Below are 13,763 nucleotides of genomic sequence, written 5' to 3'. Positions count from 1 at the left end.
GTTGTAAAGTCTAACCTACGCGATAGCTTTTGACAACGTGGTATTTGCTGGAATTAGTATTTCTATAAACAATAGATGATTACGTTATACAAATTCAAGCGATTTGTTGTGATGAGTTTTCAACTATGTGCGATTCTATCGAGATCGCGGCTTTTGAATCAGAAATATTGGCAATTTGGGCACCCGTAATAACCGCACAAGTCGCATTGGTCACCAAATCACTTGTGGCATTACTGTAATTAAACTCGGTTGGCGCAGAGCGGATCAGCTCAATAATTTCTTCTACCGCAAAACGATCACAGGCTACGTCTAAACGAGCTAAAAGATGCTGCATCTGCTCCCAGTTTAAACAGGCTTCATCGGCAGCCATAATACGGCTATGCTCAGTTTTGCGAACGTTACTGCCTACCAGTAATTCTTCATACAATTTTTCGCCGGGCCGCAAACCCGAATAGTGAATTTCGATATCGCCCTCTGGATGAGCAGCATCTTTCACTTCAAGGCCCATTAAATGGATCATACGGCGGGCTAAATCTGCAATTTTTACGGGCTCGCCCATATCCAGTACAAATACATCACCGCCTTTGCCCATCGCACCCGCTTGTATCACTAACTGTGCTGCTTCAGGAATGGTCATAAAGTAACGAATAATATCTTTGTGCGTTACCGTAACGGGGCCACCTTTGCGAATTTGCTCACGAAATAAAGGTACCACTGAGCCAGAAGAGCCCAACACATTACCAAAGCGCACCATACAAAAGCGGGTTTTATTTTGATACTGCGCTAAAGCCTGTAACACTAATTCAGCCAAGCGCTTAGACGCCCCCATCACATTGGTTGGGCGCACCGCTTTGTCGGTCGATATTAATACAAAATTTTGAACGCCGGCTTTAATAGCCGCATCGGCTGCATACCAAGTACCGAACACGTTATTTCTTACGCCTTCCACTACATTGTATTCCACCAACGGTACATGCTTATAAGCTGCGGCATGATAAACCGTGTTCACTTCAAAGGTGCGCATTACTGTTTCTAAACGGCTTTGCCGCTGCACTGTACCCATTACTGGGATCAATTTAATGTCTAAGCCTTCGGCTTCAATATGATTACGCAGTTCTTGTTCAATGGCGTATAGCGAAAATTCAGATAACTCAAACAGCACTAAGGTTAAAGGTTCGCATCGAATAATTTGCCGGCACAACTCAGAGCCAATAGAGCCGCCCGCGCCGGTCACCATTACAACTTTGTCTTTAATATTGGCGTTTAAAAGCTTGGTTTTAGGTGCAACCGGATCTCGGCCTAGCAAATCTTCAATTTTCACATCTTGCAATTCATCAATGCGCATACACCCATCGACTAAATCACTCATACCTGGAATAGACAACACAGGTAAAGGTAATTGATCTAAGCGATCTAATACTTCACGACGGCGAGAGCGGCTTGCCGAAGGCATCGCTAGTAGTACGCGGCCAATGTTTTTTTGTTTAATAATACTGGCAATGCTATCAGGGTTACCTACCGGAATGCCTAAAATGGTTGAGCGTTGTAAGGTGTTATCATCATCCACAAACATTACCGGATGATACTGATCGCCGTTTAATAAGGCTTGCGCAAGCTGTCGCCCAGAGGAACCTGCACCATAAATGAGTACACGTGTTTTATGGCCGTTATTTTGCGGTAAAAAAGCCATTCTTGCGGTTAAACGAATACCACCAGAGGTAACTAAAGCAAGCAATGCATACACAATAACCAAGCTAGTGCGATCGTGCACGCCTAACACCGCAAACAAGCCCGCTAACACAATGGCACTACCCACTATACCAAACAGTACCGCGCCCAAGGCATGCTGCCCAACATAACGAATTACTGCACGATACAAACCAAGCTTGGTAAATAGTACTAAAGTAATAGGCAGCGTGACGAGAAACGCAAACATAATGAGTTTAAGCTGCGCAACATCGCCATTCTGCGTAAGTACGAAGGCAAGAATAATAGATAAAAATAAGAATAACGTGTCTATCGATACCGATATTAAACGTTTAACCGAACGCGGCAGCGCCAGTAACCAAGTAAACATGAAGAACTCCTAGTGCCGATAGATAACACCGACACTCACTTACAAACTCAATACCAAATTATAGCAGCAAAACGTTGTGCTGTTTAGGCACTCGGTTTTAACAATGTATCTAACCAGTGTTTAAAATCTGGCCCTAAGTATTTATCGCGCAGGCCATATTCTACAAAAGCCTGCATATAGCCAAGTTTATTACCGCAATCGTGGCTGCGCCCTTTAATATGATAGGCATTTACTGCTTGCGCTTTCATTAAAATGGCGATGGCATCTGTAAGTTGAATTTCATCACCGGCACCTTGCGGCGTATATTCTAATGCTTCCCAAATATCAGGAGAGAACACATAACGCCCTACTACCGATAAATTAGATGGCGCTTCATCAATAGGGGGTTTTTCAACAATCGCAGTCATATTAGCTGACTCACCTGGTGACAATTCATGCCCCTGCACGTCTGCAACCCCATAACTAGAGACGTTTTGCATTGGCACGGGTTCAACCATTACCTGGCTAACACCTGTTTCGCTAAACAGCTTTGTCATATGTGCCAGGTTTTCACGTTTTAAATCGCTGTCGTAGCCATCAATTAATACATCAGGCAATACTACCGCAAAAGGAACATCCCCTACCAAGGGCCGCGCACAGAGTACCGCATGGCCTAGCCCTTTCGCTTGGCCTTGGCGAACATGCATAATGGTGACATCTTTCGGACAAATATTTTGCACTTCATCTAATAACTGGCGCTTTACTCGTTTCTCTAACATTGATTCCAGTTCAAAACTGATATCAAAATGGTTTTCAATGCTGTTTTTCGAGGAATGCGTGACCAAGATAATTTCTTTAATACCGGCAGCAATACACTCTTGCACCACATACTGGATAAGCGGCTTATCCACTACCGGTAGCATTTCTTTAGGAATAGCTTTAGTTGCAGGCAACATCCGTGTACCAAGGCCGGCAACAGGTATTACAGCTTTACGAACAATACTTTTTTGCATATTTTTTCCATTCTAAAATTGCTAATGTTAATCTTTTAGCTGATGATAAAACTAAAAATTCAACACTCAACACTCAACACTCAACACTCAACATTATAATAACCTTTATACCAATTAACAAAACGCTGCATACCCACATCAATTGGCGTGGCCGGTTTAAAGTCGACCGCGGCTTGTAGGTCATCAATATCAGCAAAAGTAGCCGGTACATCACCGTCTTGCATTGGGTAATATTCTTTTATCGCCGTTTTACCGGCAGCTTGCTCTATGGCTTCAATAAAAGCCATCAGTTTCACCGGCTGGTTATTACCAATATTAAACAGCTTGTAAGGGGCGAAGCTTTCGCTGCTATTAGTGCCATCCCAACTAGGCTGCGCTAGCGGTGGCTTAGCTTGAATACGCACTATGCCTTCTACTATGTCGTCTATATAGGTAAAGTCACGCATCATCTGGCCATGATTAAACACTTTAATCGGCTCGCCCGCTAAAATGGCTTTAGTAAATAAAAAGGGTGCCATATCGGGGCGGCCCCAAGGGCCATATACTGTAAAAAACCTTAAACCGGTGGTGGGTATGCCATACAAATGACTATAGGTATGCGCCATTAACTCATTGGCTTTTTTGGTTGCCGCATATAAAGACACCGGGTGATCTACCCGATCGGTGGTACTAAACGGCATTTTCGCATTCATGCCATACACTGAACTAGATGAGGCATAAACTAAATGCTCAACCTTGTTGTGGCGACAACCTTCTAAAATTGTGAGGGTGCCAATTACATTACTATCGGCATATGCCAAAGGGTTGTGCAGCGAATAACGCACCCCCGCTTGCGCCCCTAAATGGATTACCCGCTGAAACCGCTCTTGTGCAAATAACGCGGCGATACCTTCGCGATTGGCTAAATCAAGTTCCACAAAACGAAATACCGCTATATCAGTTAACTGTGCCAGGCGGTCTTTTTTTAGTTGTACTTCATAATAATCATTCAGATTATCTAAACCGACAACACTATGGCCTTCGGCCAGCAAACGCTGGCAAACATAAAAGCCAATAAAACCGGCAGCACCGGTAACCAAAAAGTGTTGTTTCACCATAAAATTATAGAACCTGCTTACTAGCCGCTTTTGCGACAGTTTCACCGCGGCCAATCGCATAATAAGTAAAGCCACGCGCTTCTAATCTGCGCGGTTCAAATAAGTTACGGCCATCAAAAATCACGGGGTGCTGTAACTGCGCTTTGATTAGGTCAAAATCGGGCGCTCTAAATTGTTGCCATTCAGTACATATAACCAGTGCCGCAGCACCTTTTAAAGCCGCTTCTTTGGTACCCACCAAGGTTAAGTCATCTCTTACGCCATAAATGCGTTGTGTTTCTTCCATCGCTTCAGGGTCATAAGCTTGCACTTTTGCACCGGCTTGCCACAGCGTTTCCATAAGCACTCGGCTGCTGGCTTCTCGCATATCATCAGTGTTAGGTTTAAAGCTTAAACCCCACAGCGCAATGGTTTTACCTGCAAGCTCATCACCAAAATGCTGTTGCACTAAAGAAGGTAATTTGTATTTCTGCTTATCGTTAACAGCCTCAACGGCTTGTAAAATCGTTGGTGTATAACCCAGTTGCTCAGATGAACGAATAAGCGCTTGTACATCTTTGGGAAAGCACGAGCCACCATAACCACAGCCAGGGTAAATAAAGTGATAACCAATACGAGGATCAGAACCGATACCCTTACGCACAGCTTCAATATCGGCACCTAGCATTTCTGCTAAATTGGCCATTTCATTCATAAAAGAAATTTTGGTGGCTAACATGCAGTTCGCGGCATATTTTGTTAGCTCGGCAGAACGCACATCCATAAAAATCAGCTTGTCATGGTTGCGATTAAACGGCTCATACAATTCACGCATTAAGTCTTGCGGGCGCTCATCATATGTGCCCACAATAATGCGATCGGGCCGCATACAATCACTTACTGCAGCACCCTCTTTTAAAAATTCAGGGTTTGATACCACATCAAATTCAAGCTCTACATTACGCACTTTTAATACTTCGGCAATTTTAGCCTTAACACGATCAGCTGTGCCAACAGGTACAGTCGATTTATCGATGATCACTTTTGCCGTTTCCATATGATTAGCAATAGTGGTAGCAACGGCCAACACATATTGTAGATCTGCAGAGCCGTCTTCATCGGGTGGCGTGCCCACAGCAATAAACTGCACATCACCGTGCTGCACCCCAGCGGCTGCATCCGTCGTAAAATTTAAATAACCACTGGCAAAATGTTTTTCAACTAATGGCGTTAAGCCAGGTTCATAAATAGGAATAATACCCTGTTTCAGATTCTCAACACGCTGGGCATTCACATCAACACATAATACTTGATGGCCAACCTCGGCTAACACGGCTGCTTGCACTAAACCCACATAACCAATACCAAAGACCGTTACTTTCATGTTTTTTCCATAATTAAAAGTTAACTTAAAGCTCTATGCTAGCTATTACGCAATTATCGCTTTAATTCCCTGCAGCTCTAAGGCCTGCTGCAAAGCAAGTTTCGCATTATTATCACCGTGCACTATCCTAACCTGCTGCGGAGGGTGACGCATCCCTTTTATAAATTGTATCAGCCCCTTTTTATCAGCATGAGCTGAATAGCCGCTTAATGTTAGCACTTCAGCCTGAATGTCAATTCGTTCGCCGGCGATCATAACATAACCACCGCGAGGACCATATTGCTGAATAGCAGCGCCCAGCGTACCGCGTGCTTGATAACCCACAAACACCAATTGATGGGCTGCATCAGGCAATAACGCCTTTAAATAATTCACGACTCTACCGCCCTCACACATACCGCTGGCGGCAATAACAATAGCAGGCTTGCGAGTACTCGCCAGCAAGTTAACCGTAGCAAGGTGTTCTGCATGGCTATCAATAGTATGCAGTTGGGCAAAACTAAGAGGGTGGCGCCCCGCATGCACTTTGCTGCGCGCTTCGGCATTCCAGCAAGGCAGCAGTTGTTGAAACGCAGTAGTAAATTTAGCGGCTAAGGGTGAGTCAATAATTACCGTTAAGTCTTGCCAAGCTAACTGTTGATGAATTTTTTGGCCTTGCAAACGATGGATAATACATTCTAACTCGTACACCAGCTCTTGCGTTCGGCCGATGCTAAAGGCAGGAAACAGCACCGTGCCATTATCTTGCAGCGAATGTAATAACACTTGCTCTAAGCGCTTAACACGTAAACGCCGATCATCATGCAGCTTATCGCCATAGGTACTTTCTATTACCACCACATCGGCGGCATAAGGTGGCTTGGGCGCCACCAGCAAGGGCGAGTAAGGCGCCCCTAAATCGCCAGAAAACACCGTAATAAAAGGTTTTGGCTGTTTACGGCTTGCCGGGTTATTGGCTTGAACAGTGCGGCTAGCAGCAGGGTAATGCTTAATTTCCACATAGGCCGAGCCTAAAATATGCCCGGCTTTTTGCAAGCGAAATTGCCCCGTCGGTTTACCGTGGTAATCAGGTAAGTTCAACCACTGCTTATATTCACACGGCACCAATTGCCGACCAATCGCCCTTAAAAAGCCAGCAATAAGCTTTTCATCACGAGTTACGCCCACTTTTAACGCATCTTCTAACACTAATGGCAGCAAATGGGCAGAAGCGATAGAGCAATAAATTGGTCCCGTAAAACCGGCAGCAAGTAAATAAGGAATACGCCCCACATGATCAATATGCACATGCGTAACAATTAACGCTTGTATATGCAAAATGGGAAATTGAATAGCGAGATTAGCTTTATCACTGCCGCTGCCCTGCTCATCACCCTGAAACAAACCACAATCAATAAGCACCGCATAATCAGCGGCAAGTTGATACTCATGACAAGAGCCGGTCACGCCATTAACGGCGCCGTGGTGGATAAACGTGGGTGGAAAAGCTAATTTGGTCATCCTTGAACCTTTTTAGTTTTTAATGTTCAGTTGTGATGTTTTTACTATTTTTAATGAGCATTTTTATCAATTCTTCACTTTGGCTTAGTATGCTAATAACGTGAGGCTTTTTATTATCTAAATATCCCGATAAACATAGCAAATCTAGCCAATACTTCATATCACGTGATTCTTTACTGGCGATACTCATCTTTGCTATGAAATCGGCTTTAGATTGACCTGCTTGTGCTTCATTATTTGAATAATTGAAGATTAATAGTCAATGCTTGCTAAGGCTCGACGATTAAAAGCCAGCAGTTTTTCATCTACGGTTACTCCAACCTTTAGCACATCTCCTAATACTAAAGGCAACAAATGAGCAGAGGTAAAAGAACAATAAATTGGCCCTGCATAACCGTTAGCTAATAAGTTGAGCTGCCTAAAACCCTCTTGACTATAGAGAATGCTTCAATTATTGCTAAAAACAATGATAGCATTATATAAATTAAAAAAACTACGTGAGACATTTTGAGCAACCACTATTCAATTTATGGCTTAAACATAACGAGTCCGATCTGGCTACCAAGCGCCAATAGCGATACTTTTCAAAACGTCGATCTGAGTTTAAGTGAACATCCCTTGTTTTTATCAGACGTCACTGCTAGAAACGCGCAATGGCAAACTAACGGCTATCAATTGTTAAGCACACTGCCAAATTTAGGACAGGCACTGATTAAAAGCCCAGAAAACATCACCATTTATGCCAACCCCAATCTATGCAAAGAACATCTTTTAACCTTTGCTTTGGGCAGCGGCCTAGCTGGAAGCTTATACCTAAACCAGTTTTTGCCTTTGCACGGAGCATCGGTCAGCACTGGTAAAGGCGCAATTCTTTTTCTAGGTGCTAGTGGCAGAGGAAAAAGCACCTTAGCGCTTGCTGCTGCGAATGCTGGTTGGAAAGTCTTCACAGATGATGTGATTTCACTTCATGGCAATCAAGGTCAAAGCCCAATCAAAGTTTATCCGTCTCACAGAAGGTTTAAAGCTCAATGCGACACGGCGGTAAAACTAGGTCTTTTACCAGATACGAGGTATACCACTGCGCCAGGCACAGAAAAGCATCCTTGTTATATTCCTATACAAATGATCAGCCAAAACCCTGAGCCAATTAAAGCAATTTATTTGCTGCAACAACCTAACGCTAACCATAATTATGCGCTGCAACAGCTAGCACCACACTTTGCTATAGATGCACTGAGCAAACATTGCTATCGGCCTGGCCTGATAAAGTTGTTAAAAAAACAACAGCAACTTTTTTCCCAAAGTGTACAACTGGCTAAGCAAGCACCTTTATATAAGCTGTGGCTGCCAAGCTTTAATTATTGCGGAAGTGTAGCTGGCTTCCAGCATTGGCTTAATGAGTTTTTACAACAACACACATTATAATACTAAGCATGGTATGTTTATCCAGTAAATGATTTTACGGATTATTGACACCGCGATGGTTAAGCATCTAATATAAGATTAGCTTGTATTACGTCTTCATCACCACGCTCACTGAAGGATCCTATATGCAAAACGCTTCTGAACATCAGATAGACACTGAAAAGCAACCTTGGGTTGCACCATCCTTAACATTGATTTCAACAGAAAACACCGAAGGAAAGCCATTTTCCTTCGTGGAAAGTTTCGGATCCGGCCCATCGTAACCGTTAATAACTAAAACTTTTGAAACGTAATGAAGAGGTGTAATCTCATTTTCACCTCCTTATTCTTGAACAAATAAACTAAAAAATTCGTTAAAATTTTTCAAGATACTGGGCTGTAAAGTTTTGAAAACTTTTCCAGCAATCCTCCCTGCTCCGGTAATTGCATAGGCTGCACGGCCCAATTAAGGTTCACTTCAAGGCAGTAAACCTGGTTTTGACTAATGACAAAATCCCAGCCCAACGTTTTTACGCTTGATAACACGTTATGCCCCAGTTGCACCTGCTGTAATAACTGTGACCAAAGCGGTAACTGCCAGTTGTGCTCATACAACAAACCATTATCGGGATTAATAGGCAATAATTTAAATCGTTGCTGGCCTTCATTAACTTCTAGATTAGCTGCCATAAAAATCACTTCTCCTGCACTAAAAGCACTGACCAAGCGGATTGTTATCGTTGCCAGCACCGAAGCCGTTTCTGATAAAAACTGATCCAACACCGAGTGATGATGCAAAAACGGCTGCACAAGGTAACTTTGGCTGGCCATATTTTCATTTATAAAACGCAAAACCACTGCTGGTGCAGTGAGCGTTTCTGTATATGTAGTTAAACAACACTCTTGCTTTGTGATACGAAGGGTATAACAACCCTGCGATCTTGAAGCCGCAACAGGTTTACAGAATACGGTATTATCCTCAAAGCTAGGTAGTTTAGTTAAACGTGTCCCTTGCTGCCAATAGCTTAACGTCGGCACAGTATTCATACCCGCAGCAGACATTTGCTCTGCAAACAGCCGCTTGTTTCGAATTAACGCCTGCACCGGCTCAGTTATATGTGGCTGCCATACCTTATGCCAATCAGGTAACTGTTGAGAATAAATAAAATTGAAAGTATGCGAGTGAGGATAACGATGCAAAACCAACTGATAATAGGCTGCAGGATGAACAGTGCGGCCATAAGCTAGGCGTAATAAATGAAGTAACTGCCGTATTGAAGTGACAGCATAAGCATGCTGCGTTTGTTGAGACTGCGAACGCCAATTACGCCAAATAGCCCAAGGCCCATGCCATAAATACCACCAGAGTAGCTGATGTAACACCACTAACATTGCGAAAAATCTCGGCAACTCAGGTAATACCCGCGAAGAGAAAGACCGTTGACAACGTATGGCGTTATCCGCTGTAGGTAAGATATAGCGCCAGCTGTATAAAGCATACGGACTGCGACGACATATATAACGCTTCCAAATCAGCAGCTTATGCTTCCAGAGCTTTTGAAAAAAATGCCGCATACTGCGAATTAATCCAATACCGGTAAATTTTCTTCAAACTCTGGCAGAAATATCAATTTTTGGTCATATAGCTTACACAGTGCTTTAAGTGCTTCAAGCTTTGTCACGACCATCGGCATAGAGGCAAAGTTTGTTGGTATGGCAGCAAAAGATGCTTCATCAAAAAAGTACTGCGTCAATGGGTGATGTTGTAACTCGGTAATTAAATGCTCGAGCTGTAATTTTTTATGTTCAAGCTGACTCTGCAGCATGCCTTTGGGTAAAATAACATCAGATTTTAGCCGAGTACGGATCCGCTCAGTCACCAAACCGCTTATTGCATCACGAAACATTGAACGCTCAACACCATTCCAGATCTTATAGGCCGAAGGCATACTATACACATACTCAACCAATTCTTTATCGAGCATTGGAAAGCGATATTCCAATTGAAAAAAACGACCTGCAACCTCAGAACCAAAAAGGCGCCAATGCACACCAATATCGAACAACTCGCGCCAATCCCGTTGCTGTACACTTTGCAATTCGGTTCTTCCCAAGACGATTCGCTTGCTTTGCTCAATTTTATCTTCGTGGATCCACTGACTTCTCAGCGGTTGGGCTTGCAATATAAGGTTATACTGCTTCAAGAGAGGGTCTTTACATAATAAATAACGTCGATAAAATGCTGTGGAAAGGTGTTTAAGCAACAAACGCAGTAAAACCTTAATTGGTTGACTACCACGTCCACGCCGATGTTTGCTTTTTAATAGCTTTAATAGCGTTAATAATTTAGCACTCTTTAGCAGTTCATCTTCAAAGAAATCTGCATAGCCGGTGACACAATGGTCACCGCCCCAGCCGCTCAGTAAAGTGCGGACCTGGGTATCTGTTATTAAAGGGTATCGCTCTAACCATTGGCCTGTTTGCGGCATTGGCGCACCAAAAGCATTAAAAATAGCGCGATTTAACTCGGTTTCGCTTTGTTTTGGTTCTACTTCACGCCACTGCGGCCGAATATTGTCATACATCTCAACAAAATCCAGAATATCACGATAGGTCTCTTTATTATTTTCATTAATCGGCTCGCAGCGATATGAAAAGGTAAGTAACTCTTCAGTTGCTAGTATTTTTGCCGCTACACCACAAATAGATGTTGAATCTAGGCCTTCGCTTAACTCGGCACCTACTGTAAAGTCAGTAACCAGACGCCGCTGTACGGCCAACTCAAAACGCTGTCGTAAGCCAGCAATACTTTGCACTTTGTTACTAAACTCGGGGTAATCACGCTGCTGTAACTGCCAATAACGCTGACAAGAAGCACCATCATGATTTACCAGTAAGTAGTGCGCCGGCGGGATAGATTTTATACCTTTACAAGGTGAAACATAACCGACATCGGGTAAGGGTAACCACTGCTTGACCAGATAATCGGGGTTAATTTGGTTATCTAACCCAGGCGCCATTAACAACGCCTTATGCTCATTACTTACCATTAAGCCTAAGTCGCAGTAACCATAAAACAGATTTTTTACGCCAAAATGATCACAGGCGGCAAACAGTTGCCGCTGTGCTTCGTCCCAGATAATAAAGGCAAAATCGCCTAACAAATGTTGAAGGCATTCCAGGTTAAATCGTTGATACAGTAATCCAATTAACATGCCATCCGCTATCTCCGCATCCACTGCAGCATCAAGCAGCTGAAAAATTTGCTCTCGGTTGTCAAGCCTGGCATTTGCCACTACATATAAATGGCCGGGGATAACACTATGCACTTTTTCAAAACGATAGAATGGCGTATTAAACCGCAGTAATTGCCCCATTAGCAGCGGTGTCGGCGTGTTTTGCTGCAGCTGATCTACTTTTTCAGGCTGCCAATACTGGCTGATAGCACACATCTTTTCTGCCTGTGCAGTGGCAAGCTCCGGCCACAATGCAGAGGTTTTTTCAAGCTGCGCTACTGCATAGATATGAGACATTAAACGCTAAGCCTTAGTCTGAAATAGTTATTATTCAAGGTACATAATCCAGCCGTTGCATCATATGAAGATGACAACTGACTAATTGCTGTTTTTGAGCTTTATTTAACCTTTCAGCCCCCTCACCTACTTTACCACTTCGAAAAAACTGTGGGGCTTTAACAGGTTTCTCACGAAAACCATGCTGTAACTCTTTTTCTTTTAATTTATTAAAGTGGCAAGCATCGATAGCATTTTGTATTTGTGAAATGTCTGCACCAATTTCCAGAAAGCTCGCCAACGCACTAAAAGTAGCTAAAGATGAATGCTGCATATCTTCATAACGCATTAGATGCACCCGATGAGGGCTATCTAACCAAGATCGCACATGCTCAGACCAACTTAGCAAACGCTGCTCTACTTGCGAGTTTAATCTGATTTTGGATTTGGACATCCGATAGTCACTCCGACACATGATATCAACAGCCTCTTGCAAAGAAGAGCCATTATGATTGGCAAATGATACGGCAACATCATAAGGATGGCGTACAATATATAACACCCCTTTAGCTGCGTCAGCCGGGAACAGCGGCTGCTGTTGAACATTTAACACATAGGCATCATGTATTTTTATGTATTCTGGTTGTTGTGCCTGCTGGTGCAAAAATCGATACGCTATGGGCCTTAATAATTCAATTTCAACAGAACTACTTTCTTCCAGTGACAGGCCAAGTGCATTTTCTATCAAAGACCGTGAGCTTGCGATACCACCGGTATTAAGTTTATTAATATCTACGCCTTGCTCTGGCCGCATTAATGCATTAAGAAAAGTACGCGTCCAAGTGTTGCCTGATTTAGGGTACGAGGCTAACCAGAAAATACCGCCATTCATTTTACGCCCCTTGCCATAGCATCATGATTTATGGCGTCGGCAAGCTTTGATAAACTGGCATCATCAAGGCGATTCAGCTCTCGGCTAACACTCACCAGCGGTAACGCCCCTAAATGTTTACCACTTAATGTTAAATAAAGCTTATCTCGTTTTAATGGTTTTACCAAAAAAGCTCGATAATAATGCGATTGTAAAGGTTCAAACTTAGCAAAACCGGTTAATTCAGTAAGCTGAGCGGGCTGACGATTATCAGTATCTAACACATACACCACGGCAGGGCGAACAGGTTGCGACTTTTGCTGTTCTGGCCGAAAATAGACTTTGTTAATCACCTCGCGCAAGGGCTGAATGCACTGCGCGGGAAGCTTAAGCACATCTACCGCATCTTGCCATAACTTAATATCATCAAAACCCGGCAGCACCTTTCCATCTTGGTCAATAATAGTAATTTCATCACTGACTAATTTAAACCCTTTAGCCAGCAACGCCGCCGCAATAGTTGATTTACCACTGCCACTACTACCACACAATACAATAGCCTTATCATTTCGGCTCAATGTGGTAGCATGCAACACCATTTTACCGGCCAGCATTGCCTGCACACCTAAGGCGTACCCCTGCAAATACACTTGGATTAAATCTGCATCTGCGCCAAGTACAGCATCTACAATAATGTCACGTTCTGTTATAAAAAACTTGGCTAAGTTGGGTATATCAAGCCAGATTTCACTTGCGCTCGCAAAACAACATGCCGCAATTTGCTGCGCAACATCAGATGTTGGCAGTTCAATCTTACCTTGGTGAATCAATACAGATTCAGTCGAACTGTCAACAGACATAACTTGATTAGAGGTCAGTGCTATTTGGCTATACACACCTACACCAAAAACCTGATAACTTGATGCTGCTGCAAGCTCTGACATAGC

11 protein-coding genes are annotated in these 13,763 nt (G+C 43.3%); 1 reads left to right on the top strand and 10 read right to left on the bottom strand.

What is annotated here, in order from left to right; genetic code table 11:
- Window positions 1–94: 94 nt before the first annotated feature.
- The 6 genes from L1N97_RS07875 to L1N97_RS07850 form a co-directional block, all read right to left on the bottom strand.
- Window positions 95–2,077 (bottom strand): polysaccharide biosynthesis protein, encoded by a 1,983-nt coding sequence (locus L1N97_RS07875; protein WP_236129405.1) that lies wholly within the window; start codon window positions 2,075–2,077, stop codon window positions 95–97.
- Window positions 2,078–2,160: 83 nt separating this feature from the next.
- On the bottom strand, window positions 2,161–3,069 hold the full coding sequence (gene galU, locus L1N97_RS07870) for a UTP--glucose-1-phosphate uridylyltransferase GalU (RefSeq protein ID WP_236129404.1): 909 nt from the start codon (window positions 3,067–3,069) through the stop codon (window positions 2,161–2,163).
- 80 nt (window positions 3,070–3,149) lie between these two features.
- Entirely contained in the window at window positions 3,150–4,166 is a 1,017-nt protein-coding gene (locus L1N97_RS07865) for an NAD-dependent epimerase (protein WP_236129403.1), read from the bottom strand.
- 4 nt (window positions 4,167–4,170) lie between these two features.
- Window positions 4,171–5,529, bottom strand: coding sequence for a UDP-glucose dehydrogenase family protein (locus tag L1N97_RS07860; RefSeq protein ID WP_236129402.1), 1,359 nt, complete (start codon window positions 5,527–5,529; stop codon window positions 4,171–4,173).
- Window positions 5,530–5,574: 45 nt separating this feature from the next.
- On the bottom strand, window positions 5,575–7,029 hold the full coding sequence (locus L1N97_RS07855; RefSeq protein ID WP_236129401.1) for an MBL fold metallo-hydrolase: 1,455 nt from the start codon (window positions 7,027–7,029) through the stop codon (window positions 5,575–5,577).
- A gap of 19 nt (window positions 7,030–7,048) precedes the next feature.
- The gene (locus L1N97_RS07850; protein ID WP_329605552.1) at window positions 7,049–7,282 is read right to left on the bottom strand and encodes a four helix bundle protein; all 234 of its coding nucleotides are present in this window, start codon (window positions 7,280–7,282) and stop codon (window positions 7,049–7,051) included.
- Window positions 7,283–7,536: 254 nt separating this feature from the next.
- Here L1N97_RS07850 and L1N97_RS07845 point away from each other — a divergent pair, with 254 nt between their 5' ends.
- Window positions 7,537–8,454: a hypothetical protein gene (locus L1N97_RS07845; protein ID WP_236129399.1), complete on the top strand. Its 918-nt coding sequence runs from the start codon at window positions 7,537–7,539 to the stop codon at window positions 8,452–8,454.
- Window positions 8,455–8,817: 363 nt separating this feature from the next.
- On the opposite strand, the gene L1N97_RS07840 is transcribed toward L1N97_RS07845, so the two are convergent.
- The 4 genes from L1N97_RS07840 to L1N97_RS07825 form a co-directional block, all read right to left on the bottom strand.
- Window positions 8,818–9,825 carry a sugar-transfer associated ATP-grasp domain-containing protein gene (locus L1N97_RS07840; protein ID WP_236129398.1) on the bottom strand — a complete coding sequence of 336 codons (1,008 nt, stop codon included), beginning with the start codon at window positions 9,823–9,825 and terminating at the stop codon, window positions 8,818–8,820.
- 191 nt (window positions 9,826–10,016) lie between these two features.
- Window positions 10,017–11,966, bottom strand: a complete 1,950-nt coding sequence (locus L1N97_RS07835) for an asparagine synthase-related protein (RefSeq protein ID WP_236129397.1) — start codon at window positions 11,964–11,966, stop codon at window positions 10,017–10,019.
- 34 nt (window positions 11,967–12,000) lie between these two features.
- On the bottom strand, window positions 12,001–12,837 hold the full coding sequence (locus L1N97_RS07830) for a sulfotransferase domain-containing protein (RefSeq protein WP_236129396.1): 837 nt from the start codon (window positions 12,835–12,837) through the stop codon (window positions 12,001–12,003).
- Window positions 12,834–13,760 carry a hypothetical protein gene (locus L1N97_RS07825; protein ID WP_236129395.1) on the bottom strand — a complete coding sequence of 309 codons (927 nt, stop codon included), beginning with the start codon at window positions 13,758–13,760 and terminating at the stop codon, window positions 12,834–12,836. Before L1N97_RS07825 ends, L1N97_RS07830 begins: the two co-directional genes overlap by 4 nt.
- Between the last annotated feature and the right edge of the window lie 3 nt (window positions 13,761–13,763).

Source organism: Rheinheimera sp. UJ63, from assembly GCF_021568285.1.
Lineage (GTDB): Bacteria > Pseudomonadota > Gammaproteobacteria > Enterobacterales > Alteromonadaceae > Alishewanella > Alishewanella maricola.
The sequence above is the reverse complement of the archived record's forward strand: the minus strand, read 5'-3'. Positions and strand labels throughout refer to the sequence as shown.

Bases quoted from the DNA above. Each gene is read 5' to 3' on its own strand.
- L1N97_RS07855 (WP_236129401.1), bottom strand. From the start codon at position 7,029: ATGACCAAATTAGCTTTTCCACCCACGTTTATCCACCACGGCGCCGTT.
- L1N97_RS07865 (WP_236129403.1), bottom strand. From the start codon at position 4,166: ATGGTGAAACAACACTTTTTGGTTACCGGTGCTGCCGGTTTTATTGGC.
- L1N97_RS07860 (WP_236129402.1), bottom strand. From the start codon at position 5,529: ATGAAAGTAACGGTCTTTGGTATTGGTTATGTGGGTTTAGTGCAAGCA.
- L1N97_RS07840 (WP_236129398.1), bottom strand. From the start codon at position 9,825: ATGTTAGTGGTGTTACATCAGCTACTCTGGTGGTATTTATGGCATGGG.
- L1N97_RS07830 (WP_236129396.1), bottom strand. From the start codon at position 12,837: ATGAATGGCGGTATTTTCTGGTTAGCCTCGTACCCTAAATCAGGCAAC.
- L1N97_RS07835 (WP_236129397.1), bottom strand. From the start codon at position 11,966: ATGTCTCATATCTATGCAGTAGCGCAGCTTGAAAAAACCTCTGCATTG.
- L1N97_RS07825 (WP_236129395.1), bottom strand. From the start codon at position 13,760: ATGTCAGAGCTTGCAGCAGCATCAAGTTATCAGGTTTTTGGTGTAGGT.
- L1N97_RS07875 (WP_236129405.1), bottom strand. From the start codon at position 2,077: ATGTTTACTTGGTTACTGGCGCTGCCGCGTTCGGTTAAACGTTTAATA.
- galU (WP_236129404.1), bottom strand. From the start codon at position 3,069: ATGCAAAAAAGTATTGTTCGTAAAGCTGTAATACCTGTTGCCGGCCTT.